An 18,182-nucleotide genomic window follows, 5' to 3' on the forward strand; every position below is an offset into this window, starting at 1 on the left:
GCACGGCGGCCCGGTCCGGCCGCCCCGCACCCAGCGCCCGCCCCACATCGGAATCCGGCCCGAGCAGCACCACGACATGCTCCCCCGCCACCTCCTCCCACGGCAGCAGCACCCGACCCGCCCGGTGCGCGACACTCACCAGCCGGCACACCTCCGCCCACCCCCGCCCCCCGTCCCGGGCCAGGAACAGCACCCGGGGCGCGGACTCGTCGACGAACGCCCCGCCCCGCACGGGCGTACGGGCACGACGCCGCCCGGCACCCCCGTCCGGCATCCCGACCGCGAGATCCACACCGAACAGCGGACGCACCCCCGCCCGCGCCGCCGCCTTCGCGAACCGCACCGCACCCGCGACACCGTCCCGGTCGGTCAGCGCGACCGCGTCCATCCCCCGCTCCGCCGCGCGCTCCGCAAGCCGCTCCGGGTGCGAGGCACCGTACCTGAGCGAGTACCCGGAGACCACGCGCAGATGCGTAAACGCGCGCATACCGCACACCCCACCGCACTCATCTCCCTCACCCGGCCCGGACACCGCACCGGCCACTCCGGTGCGCTGACCTCACCCTAAGCCATGGTCGAACGTCTGTGCGATTCGGCTCAGGAGATCGACTTCAGCTCGCGCGCCAGGAATCCGTTCTCGATGAGTCCGAAATGATCGAGATCGGTGATGTTGAAGAGCACGTCGCCGGACCTGGAGGTCTTACGGCGTACCGCGTCCCGCATTCCTTCGAGATGTTCTCCGTAGTCGGCGGAGAGGGCGATGCTCACCACGTTCGCGATGTCGGCCACGCGAGCGATCCGGGTCCCGAACTGATCGTATCCGACCGGATTCCAGTAATGGATCATGTCATTGGCGAGACTGTGGACTTGGCTGAAATCCTTCGCCGAGACCTTGGCGACATAACCGCACAGGGAAACCAGTACGTCACGGTTTCGAGCGAGACCGACTAGTTCTTTCAGCGCGGATGTGGGATCGCGCCGGTCCGCCGATGCGAAAATCCGCGAAATGGTCATGGTCGAATGATTCACATTGGGGTCGAGAAGGAGTGCGCCGGAGATTCGGGGGTGGGTGCGGCGAGGGTCGGCCGTCCACCATTCCGCGAGTTGGAGCACCAGGTCGGCGCCCAGCGAGAAGCCGATGAGGTCGACCTGCTTGCCGGGGTTCTCCCGCCCCACCGCCGCCACCAGATCCGCGACCATCTCGACGTGCCGGCCGGCCGGTACCGGAGGAAGACGCTCCGTCCCGCCTGGGGCATAACCGGCCAGACTCACGGCGATCCCATGGGATTCATGGGTCTCCAGATACTCCTGGTAATCGGTCGCGTCCAACCCCAGACCGTGAAAGAACATACTGATCCTACCGGAGTCGGCCATGCGCTCCAAATAGGTCAGCTGTCCGAAACTCTTGTGCACCACATGGCCGGAGGGTGAAAGCGTAGTCATCGATTCAGTCGCTCTCTTCGTGAACACGGGAAGACCATAGTCCAATACCCGGACGGAAGGCGGGGGAATCAGACTCCGCACTCGGACTCTGGACGTGGACAGAAGTGGTCTGGCGTAATGATGGCTGTACGACATGGCTGTACGACTTGGACATCCAACGACCTGGGGGCGTGCTTCTTGGAAAGTACGTTGAGCGAGTTGGACGCGAAACGGCTGATCTTCGATCACTCGTTGTCGCGGGACCGGGTGGGGCGAATTGGCGTAGAACTGGAATGGCTCGTGCTGCCGGTGGACGATCCGGCACGCCGGGCGGGTCCCGAGGAGCTGGCGGAGCTGGACCGGCTGGTCGCAAAACCCCTGCCGCACGGTGGCCTGGTGTCCTGGGAGCCGGGCGGACAACTGGAGCTGAGCGGTCCGCCGTGCGCCTCCTTGCAGGGGTGCGTCGACTCCGCCGCTCTCGATCTCGCCGTCCTGCGCGACCGGGCGCAGGGGGCGGGGGTGCGTCTGCTGGGCGCCGGGCTGGACCGGCGGCCTCCTGAGTTCAGCGTCCCGCTGCCCCGCTATCAGGCGCTGAGGCGCTACTACGCAGGCATGGGAGGCGCCGGCGACGTCCTGTTGTGCAACACCGCGTCGGTGCAGGTCAACGTGGAGGCCGGGGACGGTTCCGACGGGTGGCGGGGGCGGTCGCGGCGGTGGCTGATCGCCAACGCGCTCGGTCCGCTGCTGATGGCCGTGTTCGCCAACTCCCCGGTCCTGGAGGCCGACGGCCCGTACGTGTCGACCGCGCTCTCGGGGCGGCAGCTCCTGCGGCTGCGGACCGACCGGTTCCGTACCGGGCCGCTGCCGTACGGCGGCGATCCGCGTGCGGTGTGGACCCGGTACGCGCTCGACACGCAGGTCGTGGCGATCCGGCGGCCGGGGCCCGGCCCGGTGGTCTGGGAGCAGGCGCCGACCGGGCTGACCCTCAGACGGTGGCTGCGCGGCGCGGGCCCCCGGGCGGTGCACGCCGACGACGTCCTCCTCCATCTCAAGTCCCTGGTCGCGCCCGTCCGCGCCTGCGGCCATCTGGAGCTGCGGATGCTGGACGCCCAGAGCGGCGACGACTGGCTGGTGCCCGTCGCGGTGGTGGCCGCGCTCATGGACGACGAGAGCACGTCGGACGCCGTCGCCGCGCTCATCGGCCGTGGTGTGGCCGCCCCCACCCGCCAGGACTGGCTCGACGCCGCGCGGTACGGGCTGGCCGCCCCCGGTCTGGGGGAGCTGGCGCGGACCGTCGTCCGGCTGGCCCTGGCCGGGACGCGGCGGCTCGGCGTGTCGCCGGAGGTGTCCAGTGCCGTGGAGCGGTTCGCGGAGAGCCATACGCTGCGCGGTCTCTCGCCGGCGCAGTCGCGGCTGCCGCATCAGCCGGCGGTCGCGTGATCCCCGTGATCCTCCCCCTCTCTTTGTGATCCTCTCCCTCCCCTTCCGAAGGAGCGCAGGTCCCGTGCTCTCTACGCGCAAGCAGGCGATGTTCACCGCCCTGGCCGACATGCGCCGGCACGAACAGGGCAGCCACGGCTGGTCCCTGTTCCACGAGTCGCTGAGCGAGGTTGCCGAGTCGGCGGCCTGCGGCGGTCTCGACCAGGTGCTGTCGGCGCTGTGGCGGCAACGGCCGCACATCAGTGACGCGCACGCCATCACCCTCCTCGGTATCGCCGTGCGGCAGCTGGCGCTCCAGGACGGCGGACCGGCGGACGTGTTCCGTGCCGAACTCTCCGCGTCCCGGCGGGCACCGGTCCTCGCGCGTGCCCTGTCGGAGCGGGCGCCGGACGTGCTGCGCCTGATGGAGAACCACTCGAACTCGTACACCGGGGCCCGCCGGTTCCTGGTTCCGCAGCTCGTCATCGGGGCGTTCGCCGCCGCCCGGGACGTCCGGGAGGTGCGTCTCCTGGACCTCGGCACCAGCATCGGGCTGCTGCCGCGCCAGTTGAACAACAAGGTGATCCACGACCGTTTCGCCGGGGACCTGCGCTGGCTCCCCGCTCCTCCGCCCTTCCGGACGATTCCGCTGGGCCACGTCGGCGGCGTCGACCGCCCGCCCCTGCCGACGCTCGCCTGGGTACGGGCCTGTCACGGCCCCTCCGACTACTACGAGCAGCGCTTCGCGGAGGTGCGCTGGTCGCTGGACCAGGCTCAGGAGGCGGGTACGGAGGTGGAGCTGAGCCCGCTGGACATCCTCGACCTCGGGGCCCTGGAGGGGTATCTGCGCGCCCGTCGGATCAATGTGGTGACCTGCAACTTCGTCCTCTACCAGTACGCCGACGCCGTACAACTCCAGATCGTCGAGACCGTGACCCGGGCGCTGGGGAGTCCGGGTGTGCTGCTGAGCATGGAGCCCAGTCACGCGCTGGCCCGCATGGGGTGTGTGGTGCGCGCCTACCGGGACGGCGGTACCCGGGCGCTGCATGTCGCCGATGTGTCGGACGGGCACTTCATGGGCACCGTGACCGTCCGTGACGGGCTGGCGGAGCTGCTGGGGAAGGGGGAGGGGCGGTGAGGCGCGGTCCTCAGCTCGTGGAGAGCACGGTGGGTCTGCTCGGCCGGCACAAGGGGCCCGTCACGCTGGTGGGGGCGCTCACCGGGACCGCGATCGGCATCTACAGCGACGAGGCCCGTTCCCTCATCGGCTGGACCTGGAGCCATGTGGTCGCCGGGGGGACGCTGGTGACGCTCGCCGCGGCGACCGTCTTCTCCCTCGCCTGGTGGGCGCGGGGGATCACGGAGCGGCGCCGGGAGCTGCGGCGGGAAGTGGTGCGGCACTCCTTCGACATCCACGCGGACGACTTCGAGGAGGACCTGCCCTCGGACAACGCGGTGATAGGGCGGCAGCTGTGGTTCCTGGAGCGGCGTACCGAGTCCGCCGATCTGGTCGTCCTGCTGCACGGGCTCGGGCTGGACGCGGACGACTTCCGTCCGTTCATGAACGTCGCCCGCCAGCACACCGCCGCCATCACGCTGTTCGGGCACAACACCGAGGAGTCGAGGGACGGCCGTTACCGGCCCATCGGGCTGTCCGCGCACGCCGACCTCGTCAGCGGGGCCATCAACAACCTCCAGCGGCAGTACCCGTACAAGAGGCTCACCCTGGTGGGGTTCTCGGTCGGCTGCGACATGCTGTTCCGGCTGGCCGACCTGTGGCGGGACCATCCGGAGCGGCAGCCGAAGATCAAGGCGGTCCTTCTCCTCGACCCGAACATCAACCACTCCACGATGGTGATCTCGGAGAAGGTGGCCCATCTCGCCCCGGACCGGCCGCTGGCGGAGCTGAAACGTATCGCCCAGATTCCGGAGTCCCTCATCGAGCTCCAGAACGTCTGCGAGTACCTCCACAAGATCAGTGGGAAGGACCTCGCGCAGATCCAGCGGCACGCGGCGGACCTGTGGGACTACTGGGAGCCGGACGGCCAGTACGACCTCTTCTTCCAGCGCATCGACCGCGTCCGTGCCATCAGCGACCGCACCCGCGTGTTCTTCTCCATCCACTTCGAGCAGCGCTTCAACGACGTCGTCGCCCGCGCCCGCCAGCGCGGCATCCGCCAGGTCTTCGACCTCCGCAGGGTCGACCACTTCGAGTTCTGCAAGGACTCCTTCCTCAAGCACGAGGTGGGGGCCTTGATCCGAGGGGGCTGACGGCGGAGGGGCGGTCGTCCCCTGCGCCGTCAGCTCCCCGCTCTCAGCGCAGAGCGCGCCGGGCCGCGTACACCAGTACTCCCCCGGTGAGCAGGATCAGGGCGGCCAGGGCGCCGGTCGCCGTCCACTGCATGGCGGTCATGTGGGAGAAGGGGAGGTACTCGGCCGACCAGCCGACGACTCCCTCGCGGGTCAGGCAGGCGGGGCGGTCGGTGGCGGTCGAGCAGGTTCCCCAGCCGCGCAGGGTGCCGTCGCCGGTGATGTAGGAGGTGTCGACCTCCATGGCGGTCGCGGGGATCTTCGGGTGGTCGTCCTCTCCGAACCGGCCGCCGCCGGTGGTCGCGGTGACGGTGGGCGCGAACAGCATCCGCGCCTCCGACCAGGCGGTCTTCACGACGAGCAGGGCGACGAAGGTGCTCACCATCGCGGGCAGGGTGCGCCGGGTCAGCAGTCCGGCGGCGGCGCCGACCAGCAGGCCGAGGACGGCGAGGGCGACGGTGACGGGCCCGGTGGTGTCGAAGCCGCCCGCGCTGGTGAAGTCGGCGTTGACGACCGAGTGGTCGACCAGCGGTATCAGCAGGGCCTTCATCGCGATGCCGGTGGAGAGCGCGGCCAGGGAGGCGACCAGGGCGGCCAGGCCGAGCTTCGTCGCCACCCAGCTGCGGCGGCCGTACGACTGGACGCCGACGAACTTGGCGGTGCCGGACTCCAGGTCGCCCGCGAACAGCGGGGCGCCGATGAAGACGCCGACGAGGACGGGCAGGCCCGCCAGGGACAGGCCGAGGAGGTCGAGGCGCCGGTAGATGTCGTCGAGGGCGGCGGTCGCCTCGGCGGACGGCGTCTTCGACGCCTCGACGGCCGCGACGGCATCGCTCGCTTCCTGGGCGAGCCAGGCCAGGCCCGCCGTGACGGCGGCGGCCGTCGCGAGGAGCAGCAGGAACGCCGTGCGGTGCTGGCGCCACACGAGCCAGACCATGCCGCGCGGGGCGAGGCCACGGCTGCGGGAAGTGCTCCCGGTCGGGCCGGGGGTGGCACCGCCGGCGCGCAGCGGCTGCGTCGTCGTACTCACTGGGCGGCCTCCGAACCGGCGCCGGGGACATGGGAGTCGGGGCTGATGAGGGGTGGGGGGCTGCTCTGCTGGAGGTAGGCGAGGACGATCTCCTCCAGGGTGGGCGGGGTCTCGTCCCAGAAGGGATCGACCGGGCCGCCGGGGCGGACCAGGGCGGTGGTGTGGTGGTGCTCGGTGTGGGTCTCGACGACGGTGTGGTGTTCCAGGCCGGCGAGCCGTCCGTCGGGGCCGGTGCGGGTCCGGTCGGTGGGGGCGGAGAGGACGCTGTGGACGCTGATGAGTTCGTCGACGTCACCGGCGAGCCGCAGTCCGCCCTCGGCGACGAGGAGGAGGTAGTCGCAGAGGGTGTCGAGTTCGGCGACGAGGTGGCTGGAGAGCAGGACGGTGATCCCGCGTTCGGCGACCTCGCCCAGCAGGGCGGTGACGGTCTGGCGGCGCACCAGCGGGTCCAGGTCGGCGAGCGGTTCGTCCAGCAGGACGAGGTCGGGGCGTTTGCCGAGGGCGACCGCGAGGGCGACGCGGGTGCGCTGGCCGCCGGAGAGCCGGCCCACCTTGGCGTCGAGGTCGATGGACCCGGCCCGGACGAAGTCCTCGGCCAGCGCCTGGTCCCAGTACGGGTTCAGCTCGCGGCCCACGCGCAGGGTCTCGGCGACCGTGAAGCGCGGGAACAGGGGTTTCTCCTGCGGCAGGAACGCGACCCTGCGCCGGGCCTCGGCGCCCCCGGCGGGCTCGCCGAAGACCCGGGCCTCCCCCGCCGACGCCGTACGCAGTCCGGCGATGATCTCCAGCATCGTGGTCTTGCCCGCGCCGTTGGGGCCGACGAGGCCGCAGACGCGGCCGGCGGGGAGCCGGAACGTGGCGTCGCGCAGCACCCAGCGGCGCCCGTACCGGCGCCCGAGGCCGGTCACCTCCAGGGCGGTGCGGCCCTTGTTCTGTACGGCCGTCGCGCTCATGCCCGGCCCCCGTCCACCGTCTGCCGGCGTTCCTGGAGGGCGAGTTCGAGGAGGTCGCGGACGTCCTCCTCGACCAGCCCCGCGGCCAGCGCCCGGCCGGTCCACTCCGCCAGTTCGGCGTAGAGCGGCGACTCGGCGTCGGGCGCGTGGCTGCGGTCCGCGGCGTCGGCGGCGATGAACGTGCCGACGCCCTGCCGGAGTTCGACGACCCCGGCCCGCTCCAGTTCGCGGTACGCCTTGAGCGTGGTGTTCGGGTTCACGGCGCACGTCTCGGCGACCTCGCGGGCCGTGGGCAGCCGGTCACCGGGCTTCAGCACCCCTGCTCTGACGGCCCGTTCGGTCTGCTCGACGATCTGCTGGTACGCCGCGACGCCACGACGTCTCTCGATGTAGTACCGCATCCACCCCACCGCTAGTCCACTAGTCAAGTAGCTGAATACTGGAGAACGGGGTGGTCCGGTGTCAAGCGAGGATCTCGGCGCCCCTGCACCGGAGTTGGGTGATGAGCGCGCGCTCCTCCTCTCGGTCGACGTCGTTGACGACGTCCCACGGCACCGGTTCGTCCGGGTCGATTCCACGCAGGTAGTGGCGGTGGTCGAGGCCGTGCGCGGCGAGGGCCTCGCGCAGCCGCCCGGTGGAGATCCGGGCCGGGTCGGCGCCCGCGTCGTGCAGCGATTCCAGGACGTGCCCGATCCTGCGGTCCCCGCGCAGGCACACGCTCTCCAGCAGGAGCCGGCTCACCCCGTCCCACACGACCCGGTGGTTCCGCTCGTACGCCTCCTCGCCGACGGTGTCCCGCAGGCGGGCGCGGATCTCCTCGACGTGGCTCTCCATCAGCGCGGGGTCCGCCATGGGGAGGCGCTGGCCGACCGTCCCCGGTTCGGGCATGAACTGCTGGAGTTTGAGGATGACCGTGCCGTTGGCCCGGCCGAAGCGCCGGAAGACGTCGACCGCGTAGTCGGCGATCGCGCGCCGGTCGGCGGCCGTCTCGCCGGGCGCGCCGACGATGAAGTACAGCATGACGTGCGCGAAGTGCTCGTTCTCCCGCAGGAGTTCGATCGACCGGTGGACGCGTTCCGCCGTCATCGTCTTGTTGAAGGCGCGCAGCAGGTCGGGGGCGGCGAACTCGGGGGCGAGGGTGACGATCCCGCGCGGTCCGCCGAGCTTCAGTTCGGTGAAGAAGTGCCCGGTGTCGCCGAGCCGGGACACGGCGTCCAGGTAGCGCGCGGAGAGTTCGTCGGCGCGGACGGAGCCGATGATGGTCGTCGCCCTGCCCTCCATCCGCCGGCCGTGCTCGCGCAGCCGGTCCAGGAGGGCGTAGCGCCTGCCGTACTGGGTGAAGGTCGCCGAGCTGATCACGACCTGCGCGATGCCGTGCTTCTCCAGCTCCGCGAGATAGGCGTCGAGCAGCTCGAACGGGGCCTGGCGGAACGGCGGTACGCCGAGGGTGCAGAAGTGGCAGGCCCACCGGCAGCCCAGGGTCGGGACGACGACACCCCGCTTGCCGTTGGAGATCGGGGCGACGAAGTGCGCCGCGTGCAGCTCGTCCAGGCCCAGGTACTGGGGCCGTACCGCCGCCGGTACGCCCGGGGTGCGGGGGCGGACGGCGGTGACGCCGCCGCCGGGGCGCGGTACGGCGTCGTACATCGCGGGGACGTACAGCCCCGGGACGCGGGCCAGTTCCTCCAGTACGGCGTCCTTCGCGCGGCCCTTCGTCCGGTGGACGACGCGGATCAGCTCGACCATGGACGCCTCGCCCTCACCCAGCGCGACGACGTCGACGTAGTCGGCGAGGATCTCCGGGTTGGCGAAGCCGCCGTTGCCGCCGACGACCAGGGGGTGGCGGCCCGGCACCCGGTCGGCGCTACGGCGCGGGATGCCGGCGAGGTCCAGGAGCCGGAAGAACGACGGCAGGTCACCGGAGTTGGCGATGCTGACGCCGACGATGTCGGCGGACGCCACCGGGGACGCCGACTCGATCGTGCGGTACACCTCGCCCTCGGGCGGCAGCAGCCGGTTGCCGCTCGCCCTCAGACAGGCGTAGCGGATGGCGCGCTCCGCGACGGCCGGGATGTCCGCACCCCGGTTGATCAGGTCGTACAGGGCGAGAGGGCCCATGCACATCAGGGACATCTCATGCATGTACGGCAGCAGGAAGACGACGCGCAGGGCGTCGGGGGCCTTGCCGGTCAGCCGGTAGGGGCCGCAGAGCGGGATCTCGGACGCCCTGATGTCCTCGATCTCGCGCAGAAGTCGCGACATGGGTCTCTCCGCCGCTCTCAGCCGCACATCTCGGGCGTGGGGTCCGGCACCGGGTCCGCGGGCGGCGGGTCGGCGACCGGGCCGCCGGGGTCGCCCGGGTCGGCGGGCGGCGGCTGTTCGGCCGGGGGCGCGTCGGCCGGCGGGTCGGTGACCGGCGGGGTGTCGACGGTGGGCAGCGGGAGGGGCGCCGGGGCCGGCGGGCCGACGAGCCCGAGGTTGCCGAGGGCGTAGATCACCGCCTGGTTGACCGTCGGTGTCAGGGTGTTGGAGATGAGGGTCTGGCCGAGGTCGTTGGGGTGGTAGGAGCCCTGGAGGTTCAGGAAGTCCAGGCCGTTGAGCCCCTCCTGCTGGGTGAACAGCTCGTGCCCGGCCAGGGAGTTGGTGACGTCGCCGTAGAGGAAGTTACGGCCGGTGCTCTGCGCCAGCGATTCCACGGCCTGCTGGTTGAGGTTGCTGATCGCGGTGCCGAACTGGTTGGCGAGCTGGGCCTCGCGGCTGCTGATCAGGAGTTCGCTCACCGGGGACGACGAGCCGCTCGGCACCTGGTCCGGCATCACCTTCGGATAGCCGAGGGCGATCATCGTGCCGTCGGGGCTCATCCGGTTCGCGATGTCCTGGTACACCGCGAGCTGCGCGTTGTAGTAACTCCCGTCCTGCAACGGGGTCATGAAGCTCGCGAAGTCCGCCTCCGTCGTCGCCTCCTTCGACGTGAGCATCGTCTTCGCGAGATCGCCGAAGTGCGCGTCGTTGCCGCCGATCCCGACGATGACGATGTCCGCGCCGTTCACCGCGTCGATCTGCGGCGAGTGCTCGAACTCCGTGCCCGGCCGGGTCACGTTGTACAGGGAGTCCCGGGTCGCGCCGGACACCGGGACGAACGTGATCTCGAAGGTGACGTCCGGGTTCTGCTGCTGGACCCGGGAGAGGGCCTGCAAGGTGGGCGCCGACGCGGACTGGTGGGCCGGGTCGATGACGCTCACGAGGTCGCCGTCCGCCCCGGTCACCGTGACGGTCCGGTACGTCCCCGCCGAGGCGCCCTCGCCGCTCGTGTACGAGTCGCCGATCACCGTCACCTTGATGGTCCCGGTGCCGCCGTTGCCGTCCGCGTGGGCGGTGCCGGCCAGCGCGCCCAGCATCGCCACCGTGCTGACCGCCTGGCCTCCCATCACCACCACCCGCCTGACCGCGGCGGCGCGTCTCGACGGTCGGGCGTGTCTCCCCTGCGGCTTGGGCACGGCGTCCTCCTGGTGGGGGGTGGGTCTGGCTGGTGGGAGGTGGGTCTGGCGCGAACGGCCCGCGCGGCGAGGCTCTCCGGGGGCGGCATCGATCATGGGGCGCCGGGCCGGGTGCCAGCATTGGGGGATTCCCTATCCCTGTCCGGCGCACGGGGTCGCTCGGTGGAACTCGGTAGAACTACGCAACCCGTCACGGAACCCGCCGCCGTCGGGCGTTCCCGGGACCGGCCGCTGCGTACTGTTCCGGTCATGTCCGAAGCACCGAAGACGAGTGACCTCACGCTGTGGCCGGCCGAGCCGTTCCCGCTGGAGCGTGAGCGGGTCGAGGCGGCGTACCGCGCTCTGCGGGAGACCCTGGCCGCCGAGATCGGCCATGTCGACGCGGCGGGGCTCGACGGGTGCCTGGGCCCCGTCCCCGCGGACGCGACCGACGCCGAGGGCCTCGACGCGTGGCTGCGCGCGAGTCATCTGCCGCTGGAGTGGGTGGCGCTGCGGCTGCTGTCCGAGGTGGGCTCCGGGGAGGCGCGGCGGGAGCTGTCCGGGCGGGTCGTGGTGCCCGAGGACCAGATCCGGGTCGTCGGCGGGGATGTCACGGTCCACGGCGATCTCCTCCTGGAGGACGGCGCGCGGGTCGTCGTCCTGGGCGATCTGCGGGTCACCGGTGCCCTGGTCGCCTCGACCGACGCGTACTCCCTGGTCGCCGCCCGGCGTTTCGAGTGCCGTGCCGGGGTGACCGCCGGATCGGTCATGGCCCTGGACTCCGTCCACTGCCCCGGCGCGTTCTGCCTCAGCTCGGACCACCACGACTCCCTCGCGCCCCTGTTCACCGGCGGCGTCCTCGTCGACCACCTCTTCCCGGCCCAGTTCGACCGGGTGGAGGTCGCCACGCGGGTCACCGGAGGGATCGAGGAGATCGACCACGACGCGGCGCTGGAGGCGCTCGGCCTTTCCTCGCCCTGGGAAGCCGCAGCCGAGGACGACGAGGACTGGGACGACGAGTGGGACGACATCGACGTCGGCGGGATCTACGCGGCGCGCCTCCGGGAAAGCCTTTGCCCCTGACGTCCCCCGGGTGATGGGCTGGCCCGGTGACGAAGCGCGATGAGGCGGGAACCCTGCGGCCGTCGGCGGCGGAGTGGGTGGGGCGGCAGTTGGGGGCCGGTGAACGGATCGTCGGCGTCGAGGTGCTGCACGGCGGCATCACCGCGGAGATGCGGCGGCTGGTCGTCGCCACGCCGGACGGCGGCACCCGCGACCTGGTCCTGCGCACCTTCGTCGACCCGCACCACGTGCGGCACGCCGAGGAGCTGCTGACCCGGGAGGCCGGGGTGCTGGCCCTGCTCGCGGGGACCGGGGTGACGGCTCCCGGGCCGGTCGCGGTGGACGCGAAGGCGATGCACTGCGAGTATCCGTCGCTCCTGATGACGCATCTGCCGGGGCGGACGGTCCTCGACGACGAGGGGCTGGCGGAGCGCGTTCCGCTGCTGGCGCGTCAGCTCGTGGCGATCCACGCGCTCCGGCCCGCCGTGCGGCCCCAGGAGTACGAGGCGTGGACGACCGCCGAGCGCGTCGTCCCGCCGACCGGTGCCGACGCGGCGGCCTGGAGCGCGGCGGTCGACGTGATCCGCAAGCCCGCGCCCGCCTACGAAGGGCGGTTCCTGCACCGGGACTTCCAGCCCGGGAACGTGCTGTTCGACGTGTCGGGAAGGCCCCGGATCACGGGGGTCGTCGACTGGGTGCAGACCTCCTGGGGGCCGGCCGACATCGACGTGGCGCACTGCTCGACCAACCTCGCGCTGCTGCACGGCCCGGCGTGGGGCACGCGGTTCGCCGAGGCGTACGAGGAGGCCGGCGGGGTGTTGGCCCCGGCCGCGCGGGAGCGGTTGTACTGGCGGCTGCTGGACGCGCTGGGGTTCGCGGCGGAGGCGGACCTGGTGGCACGGCCGTGGCGGGCGGCGGGGCGGGCGGAGTTGACGACGCCGGTGGTGGAGGGGCGGCTGGACGGGTATGTCGTCGCGTTACTGGAGGTGTTGGGCTGAGCGGGCGCAGGCAGGGCGGCACCCGCTCACACCGGGTGCCCTCTGTCTCGCGGTCAGGAGAAGTGCCGGACGAAGACGTCCGTCTTGCCGTTGGTGTCGCCGGGGACCAGGTCGTCGGCGGTCGACTGGAAGACGACGTCCCGCCCGTCGGCGCTGACCGCGTCGGGGCCGGCGGTGGCGGGCCGGTCCGAGACGGTCTCCTCGGTGCCCGTGCTCAGGTCGAGGAGGGTGAGGGTCGGCGTGTTCGGGTCGTTCGGGGTGTGGAGGAGGTAGCGGCCGGTGGGGTCGACGGCGACGCCCCGGACGCCCGGGACCAGTTGGGTGGTGCCCGCGAGGACGTCGTACACGTACGTGTCCGGGCCCGCGAGGTAGACCACCTTGCCGCCGCCGTCGCTGAGTTGGACGAGGGTCGCCGCCACCCCGGGGCCCTCGACGGGGCCGGTGGTCGTGCCGGTGGTCCGGTCCCGGACGAAGACGTCCTGTGTCTGGCCGTCCTGGTAGGCGACGTACCGGCCGTCGCCGCTGAGGGACGGCCGGGACGGGGCGGTGTGGGCGAGGTCGGCGATCGTCTCCTTGGCCCCGGTGCTCCAGTTCTGCACCTCGACGCGCTGCCCGGTCAGCGGCGCCTTGAAGCGGATGACGTGGGCGAGGGTACGGCCGTCCGCGCTGAGCGAGGGCTGGTTGCAGCTGTAGGCCGAGCAGTCGGCGGAGGCCGTCCGCCCGGTGCTGACCTGGTACTGGCGTATCCGGACGTCGTTGAACCACTGCACCGGATAGGCGAGGTACTCCCCGTTCCCGCTGATGACCGGCGGCTGGACCGGCACCAGCCCGCCCATCTGCCTGGTCGGCCCGGCCGGCAGGTCACGGACGTAGACCCGGTCGCCCCCGGTGGTCCCCTCGGCCGTGAGGTTCGTCGCCGCCGACTGGAAGACGACGCTCCGGCCGTCCGGCGTGATCGAGGCACCGGTGGAATGGCCGTCTCCCTGCATGCCGTCGACGGCGACACTGATCCGCTCGACAGCGCCGGCCGAGGCGGCGGCGGGCTGCACGGCCGTGACCGCGCAGACGACGACGGCCGCACTCATTACGCCCCACACACGTCTGATCATCTTCTTCCCCCCAGGAAGGACACGCCCCGGCTCCCCTGCCGAAGGCACCTGAGCATGCAATCGCGCGGGGGTTTGTGAGGTCAATGCGTTACATGACGTAGTAGGGGTGATGTTTCGGTCATGTTCTCTCCTCCGCTCAGCGCCGGCCGGCCCGGCGGGCGAGGAAGGTCGCGGGGAGCGCGGCGAGGAGGAACAGGACACCTGCCGTCACGACGTACAGCTGCACACCGGTCGCGGTGCTGACGGGGGCGCCGGCCGCCGACCGGCCGGGGATCTCCGTCGCCCTGAGGATCTCGCCTCCGGCGAAGGTGAAGACGACGGAGCCGAGGGCGAGGACGACGGAGACGAGGCCGGCGGTGGTGCCCTGGCGTTCGGGGGCTTCGAGGCTGGTGGCGAGGTTGTAGCCGGAGGCGCCGATCGCGCCGGCGGCCATGCCGACGACGGCGCCGCAGCCGACGGCGAGCGGGAGGGAGGAGACGCCGGCCAGCATGGTGAAGGTGGCCGCCGCGCCGAGGGCGATGCCGCCGAGAAGGGGCAGGGCGGGGCCGTACCGGCCCGCGAGCCGGCCCGCGAGGGTGCCGCCGACGACGATGCCGACGTTGGGCGCGGCCAGCAGGACGTCGATCGACTCGCCGTGTCCCAGCCCGTAGCCGAGCCCGAGGCCGGGCGGGATCTGGGCGATGAGGCCGGTGAGCTGGAGGATGCCGCGGAAGGAGCCGGCGGCCAGGACGAGGGCGAGGAGCGTCAGGAGGATCGGGCGGCTGAGGGCTCGCAGGTCGATGACCGGTTCGGCGACGCGGAAGGAGAGGAACGCCCAGGCCGCGAGCGCGACGACCCCGGCCGCCAGTAGCGTGAGCATGCCCCCGGAGAACCGGCCGTGCTCTCCCCCGAGCGTCGTCCAGGCGAGGACGGCGCCGAGCCCGCCGCCCAGCAGGAGCGCCCCGCGTACGTCGATCCGGCCGCCCCCGCGGACCGGCGACTCGGGCAGGACGGCGCGTACGCAGAGCGCGGCGAGCCCGGCGAACACCGCGGCGACGGCGAACACGCCGCGGAAGCCGACCGCGTCGACAAGGGGCTTCATCAGGAACGGTTCGACGATCCCGACGACCGACGAGCCGGACGTCACGAGCCCGACCACGGCCATCGCGACGCCCGGGGCGCAGATCTGGCGGACGAGCGTCACCGAGAGGAACACGGCGGCGAACGCGGCGCCCTGGAGGAAGCGTCCCGCGAGGAAGATCAAGAGGTTCGGGGCGAGCAGGCAGACGACGCCTCCCGCACAGGCGAGGAGCAGCGTCACGACGAGCATCCGGCGTTTGCCGTGGAGGTCGGCGCTCTTCGCGAGCAGCGGCGACCAGATCGCCCCGGCGAGCAGCGCGCTCGCGCTGAGCCAGGCCGCCTGGTCTGTGTCGAAGTGCTCCAGCAGTTGCGGCAGCACCATCATGGGCGAGCCGATGACGAGGTCGGCGAGGACGTTGGCGAGGGTGAGGACCGTCGCCCACAGCACGAGCCGCCTGCTCCAGCGGTGTTCGTGGACGGCGGTGGCGGGCTTCTCCAGCGTGTCGGTCACAGGGTGATCTCTCCGGCGTCCGAGGGGGCGGCCCCTCGTAACGCCTCGTCGCGGGCGGCCATGGCGTCCCAGGTGGGCGGCAGCATGCGGTCGCGGCCGAGGTGGGCACGCCCTTGGGCGAAGCGGACGTACGGGCGCTGGCGGGTCTCGTACCGGGTGAACGCGGCGGTGTGGTCGGCGTGTTCGCGTTCTTCGGCGTGTTCGAGTTCCTCGGCGAGGAAGTGCGCGCCGGTGAGGGCGAGCGAGGTGCCCCGGCCGGAGAGGAACGCCGGGCTGTACCCGGCGTCCCCGACGAGCGCGACGCGGCCCCGGTGCCAGGCGGGCAGGTGGATCTGGCTCGCGGAGGTGAGGAAGAAGGCGGGGTCGGCGCGGGCGGCGTCGAGGAGTTCCGGAATCCGCCACGAGCGGTGGCCGGCGAAGGCGTCGGCGAGGATCTCCTTCTGCGCGTCCGGGTCGCGGTGGTCGTACTCGATCGCCTCCGACCGGAACTGGAAGACGGCGACGGCCTTCCCGCCGTACCGGAAGAGCCCGGCCATCCGTCCGGGCACGTTGTGGATCGCGTTCGGCCCTTCCCCGCCCGCCGCGCGGGGGTGGTCGGCGAGCGCGAGGTACACGCCGAGGTGCCGGAGGTGTTCCGCCTCGGGGCCGAACACGAGGCGGCGGACGGTGGAGTGCTGGCCGTCGGCGCCGAGGACGAGGTCGTAGCGCCCGGTACGGCCGGACGTGAACCGTACGTCGACGCCGTGGCCGTCGTCGGTCAGGGCCGCGACCGAGTCGCCGAAGCGGATCGTCGCGGTGGCCGGGAGGGCGTCGGCGAGGATGCGGAGGAGGTCCTCGCGGAGGAGTTCGACGTCGTCGTCGGAGTCGCCGATCTCGGCGAGGGGGAGGCGGGCGACGGGCCGGCCGGCGCTGTCGACGAAGTGGGTGTGCTCGGACATCCGGATGCGGTGCTTGCGGATCTGCGGGAGCAGGCCCATGCGGTGGACGGTGTGGATCGCGTCGCCGCGGATGTCGATGGGGGTGCCGGTGAGGCGGAGGGCGGGGGCGTGTTCGACGACGGTGACGCGGTGGCCTCGGCCGCCCAGTTCGCGGGCGCAGGCGAGTCCGGCGATGCCGGCTCCGGAGACGAGGAGGTTCACGTAGGGGCTCCAGGTGTCGGTGCGGGCAGGCCGGAGTCGCAGCGACCCACCCCTTAAAGAAACAAGCTGTCGCTTTAAGCGAGCGTACGGCGCACCGGCTTGCTCCGCAACGACCCCCCTGGCGACAATCGGCACCCGAGCAGAGAACGTGAGGTGAGCGCGGCGATGGCCGACGGGACCGCTGACCGGGGGCCCGCGCGGCGCCCCGGTGGCCGCAACGCCCGGGTGCGGGAGCAGATCCTCGCGGCGACGGTCGAACTCGTCGCCCGCGACGGCATCGCGGGGTTCCGCTACGAGGAGGTCGCCGAGGCCGCCGGGGTGCACCGCACGAGCGTGTACCGCAACTGGCCCGACCGTGAGGGGCTGGTGGTCGACGCCCTGCTCCACCACGCCGAGGACCTCGCCTCGGTCGCCGACACCGGCGATCTCCACCGCGACCTGGCCGACTTCCTGGTGGCCCTGGCCGGGGCGCTGGAGACACCGCTCGGCCGGACGCTGGAGCAGGCGGTGCGGCCGGCCCGGCACGCCGCGACCGTCCAGGCGCTGACAAAGGTCCTCGACCAGCGGGTGGCGGCGCTGCGGCGGCGCGTGGACACGGCCGTGGAGCGGGGTGAACTGCCGCCGGTGGACAGCGCGTTCCTCGGGGAGATGATCTCCGGCCCAGTGCATCTCGTCGTCGACCGGGGCATGCGCCGGTTCACGCGTACGGACGCGGAGCGGATCGTGGGGGTGGTGCTGGCGGGGATTCGCGCGACCGGCGCCTCCCCGCGAGGGGCCGCGCCTACGGCACCGACGGGCCGGTGATCCGGCGGCCCTCGTCGTCGTACGGCCAGGCGTTGGGGACGCAGCCGTGGAGGCCCTTGATCTGCTGCATCATGGCCGGGGCGGGGGCGCCGCTACGGGGGCAGGTGACGTGGTTGTGGCCCAGGAAGTGGCCCACTTCGTGGTTGATGACGAGGGCGCGGTAGGAGGGGATGTCGTCGGCGTAGTACTGGGTGCCCGTCAGCCAGCGTTTCAGGTTGACCATGACGTTCCCGCCGACGCTGCAATTGAGTTCGCCGCCCGTGTCGAGGCTGTACTGCGCGCACGCTTCGTCGACGGTGTTCGCGGTGGCGATGCGGACGACGAAGTCGGTGGCACCGGAGGAGACGCGGCGGAACGCGGACTGCCCGTCGGCGGTCCAGCCCCGGGGGTCGGCGAGGACCTGTTCCACTTCCTTCGCCGCGTCCTCCGGGGAGAGGTCGATGCCCTGTTCGATCTGGACCTTGTAGCGCATCGGGGTGCCCGTGCCGGACTTCGGGCCGTCGCCCGGGGCGGTGTCGTAGACGCCGGGGCCCCGGGTCGGGATCGGGGTGGGCGAGGGGGACGGGGACGCGGTGGGTCTCGGGCTCGGCACCGAGGGCGTGGCCTTGGGATCAGGCTCAGGCTTCGGTGAACTCACCGCCCGGGACGGGGAGTTCGAGGGGCGGGCCGCTGTCGTCGCGGTCGTCTCCTGGGACTGCCAGGCCGCCAGTGCCCCGATCGCGCCGACGGCCGCCAGGGTCGCGAGGGCCGCGGGCAGGAGGCGGCGGTTGCGCGGGGCGCGGCGACGGCGGGAGCGGGGGCCTGGAGCTTTGTGCGGAGTCACGAGGGTTCACCGTGGTGGGATTATGTGATCACACCTGGCCCGTTCGATAACGAAGTGGTAACGGGTG

17 protein-coding genes are annotated in these 18,182 nt (G+C 72.0%); 6 read left to right on the top strand and 11 right to left on the bottom strand.

Annotated elements, in window-relative coordinates:
• Together ABZX85_RS30355 and ABZX85_RS30360 are read right to left on the bottom strand one after the other, a co-directional pair.
• Window positions 1-487: PHP domain-containing protein (locus ABZX85_RS30355; protein ID WP_355875344.1), on the bottom strand; the 487-nt coding region annotated here is incomplete at its 3' end.
• 110 nt (window positions 488-597) lie between these two features.
• Window positions 598-1,470, bottom strand: coding sequence for an alpha/beta fold hydrolase (locus ABZX85_RS30360; RefSeq protein ID WP_355875347.1), 873 nt, complete (start codon window positions 1,468-1,470; stop codon window positions 598-600).
• Window positions 1,471-1,632: 162 nt separating this feature from the next.
• On the opposite strand from ABZX85_RS30360, the gene ABZX85_RS30365 reads away from it, so the two are divergent.
• The 3 genes from ABZX85_RS30365 (at window position 1,633) to ABZX85_RS30375 (ending at window position 5,112) form a co-directional block, all read left to right on the top strand.
• Window positions 1,633-2,862, top strand: coding sequence for a glutamate-cysteine ligase family protein (locus ABZX85_RS30365; protein WP_355875350.1), 1,230 nt, complete (start codon window positions 1,633-1,635; stop codon window positions 2,860-2,862).
• A 64-nt stretch (window positions 2,863-2,926) separates the two neighbouring features.
• Complete coding sequence (locus tag ABZX85_RS30370) at window positions 2,927-3,979, top strand: hypothetical protein (RefSeq protein ID WP_355875353.1); 1,053 nt, start codon at window positions 2,927-2,929, stop codon at window positions 3,977-3,979.
• Window positions 3,976-5,112 (top strand): hypothetical protein, encoded by a 1,137-nt coding sequence (locus ABZX85_RS30375; RefSeq protein ID WP_355875355.1) that lies wholly within the window; start codon window positions 3,976-3,978, stop codon window positions 5,110-5,112. Before ABZX85_RS30370 ends, ABZX85_RS30375 begins: the two co-directional genes overlap by 4 nt.
• Before the next feature lie 43 nt (window positions 5,113-5,155).
• Here the strand turns inward: ABZX85_RS30375 and ABZX85_RS30380 are convergent, their stop codons facing one another.
• The 5 genes from ABZX85_RS30380 to ABZX85_RS30400 form a co-directional block, all read right to left on the bottom strand.
• Window positions 5,156-6,181, bottom strand: coding sequence for an ABC transporter permease (locus tag ABZX85_RS30380; protein WP_355875357.1), 1,026 nt, complete (start codon window positions 6,179-6,181; stop codon window positions 5,156-5,158).
• Entirely contained in the window at window positions 6,178-7,134 is a 957-nt protein-coding gene (locus tag ABZX85_RS30385; protein WP_355875360.1) for an ABC transporter ATP-binding protein, read from the bottom strand. Before ABZX85_RS30385 ends, ABZX85_RS30380 begins: the two co-directional genes overlap by 4 nt.
• Complete coding sequence (locus tag ABZX85_RS30390) at window positions 7,131-7,535, bottom strand: GntR family transcriptional regulator (RefSeq protein ID WP_355875362.1); 405 nt, start codon at window positions 7,533-7,535, stop codon at window positions 7,131-7,133. The genes ABZX85_RS30385 and ABZX85_RS30390 overlap by 4 nt, the downstream gene beginning before the upstream one ends.
• A gap of 61 nt (window positions 7,536-7,596) precedes the next feature.
• A complete protein-coding gene (locus tag ABZX85_RS30395) occupies window positions 7,597-9,396 on the bottom strand; it encodes a radical SAM protein (protein WP_355875365.1) in 1,800 nt (599 codons plus the stop codon).
• A 17-nt stretch (window positions 9,397-9,413) separates the two neighbouring features.
• The gene (locus ABZX85_RS30400) at window positions 9,414-10,631 is read right to left on the bottom strand and encodes an SGNH/GDSL hydrolase family protein (RefSeq protein ID WP_355875368.1); all 1,218 of its coding nucleotides are present in this window, start codon (window positions 10,629-10,631) and stop codon (window positions 9,414-9,416) included.
• Between the two features lie 249 nt (window positions 10,632-10,880).
• Between ABZX85_RS30400 and ABZX85_RS30405 the strand changes: the two genes are divergently transcribed.
• Both ABZX85_RS30405 and ABZX85_RS30410 read left to right on the top strand, forming a co-directional pair.
• Window positions 10,881-11,693 (top strand): hypothetical protein, encoded by an 813-nt coding sequence (locus tag ABZX85_RS30405; RefSeq protein ID WP_355875371.1) that lies wholly within the window; start codon window positions 10,881-10,883, stop codon window positions 11,691-11,693.
• 26 nt (window positions 11,694-11,719) lie between these two features.
• Entirely contained in the window at window positions 11,720-12,670 is a 951-nt protein-coding gene (locus ABZX85_RS30410) for an aminoglycoside phosphotransferase family protein (protein ID WP_355875374.1), read from the top strand.
• A 53-nt stretch (window positions 12,671-12,723) separates the two neighbouring features.
• Here the strand turns inward: ABZX85_RS30410 and ABZX85_RS30415 are convergent, their stop codons facing one another.
• The 3 genes from ABZX85_RS30415 to ABZX85_RS30425 all read right to left on the bottom strand — a co-directional run bounded on the left by ABZX85_RS30415 (window position 12,724) and on the right by ABZX85_RS30425 (window position 16,488).
• A complete protein-coding gene (locus ABZX85_RS30415; protein WP_355875377.1) occupies window positions 12,724-13,779 on the bottom strand; it encodes a hypothetical protein in 1,056 nt (351 codons plus the stop codon).
• A gap of 136 nt (window positions 13,780-13,915) precedes the next feature.
• Window positions 13,916-15,349, bottom strand: a complete 1,434-nt coding sequence (locus tag ABZX85_RS30420) for an MFS transporter (protein ID WP_355875380.1) — start codon at window positions 15,347-15,349, stop codon at window positions 13,916-13,918.
• Window positions 15,346-16,488, bottom strand: coding sequence for an FAD-dependent monooxygenase (locus tag ABZX85_RS30425; RefSeq protein ID WP_355875383.1), 1,143 nt, complete (start codon window positions 16,486-16,488; stop codon window positions 15,346-15,348). The genes ABZX85_RS30420 and ABZX85_RS30425 overlap by 4 nt, the downstream gene beginning before the upstream one ends.
• A 165-nt stretch (window positions 16,489-16,653) precedes the next feature.
• On the opposite strand from ABZX85_RS30425, the gene ABZX85_RS30430 reads away from it, so the two are divergent.
• Entirely contained in the window at window positions 16,654-17,292 is a 639-nt protein-coding gene (locus tag ABZX85_RS30430; protein ID WP_355875386.1) for a TetR/AcrR family transcriptional regulator, read from the top strand.
• Here ABZX85_RS30430 and ABZX85_RS30435 read toward each other — a convergent pair.
• A complete protein-coding gene (locus tag ABZX85_RS30435; protein ID WP_355875389.1) occupies window positions 17,270-18,115 on the bottom strand; it encodes a DUF3152 domain-containing protein in 846 nt (281 codons plus the stop codon). The two genes, ABZX85_RS30430 and ABZX85_RS30435, sit on opposite strands and share 23 nt — an antisense overlap.
• Window positions 18,116-18,182: the final 67 nt, after the last annotated feature.

This window comes from Streptomyces sp. NPDC004539 (assembly GCF_040610055.1).
In the GTDB taxonomy this organism is placed as follows: Bacteria; Actinomycetota; Actinomycetes; order Streptomycetales; family Streptomycetaceae; genus Streptomyces.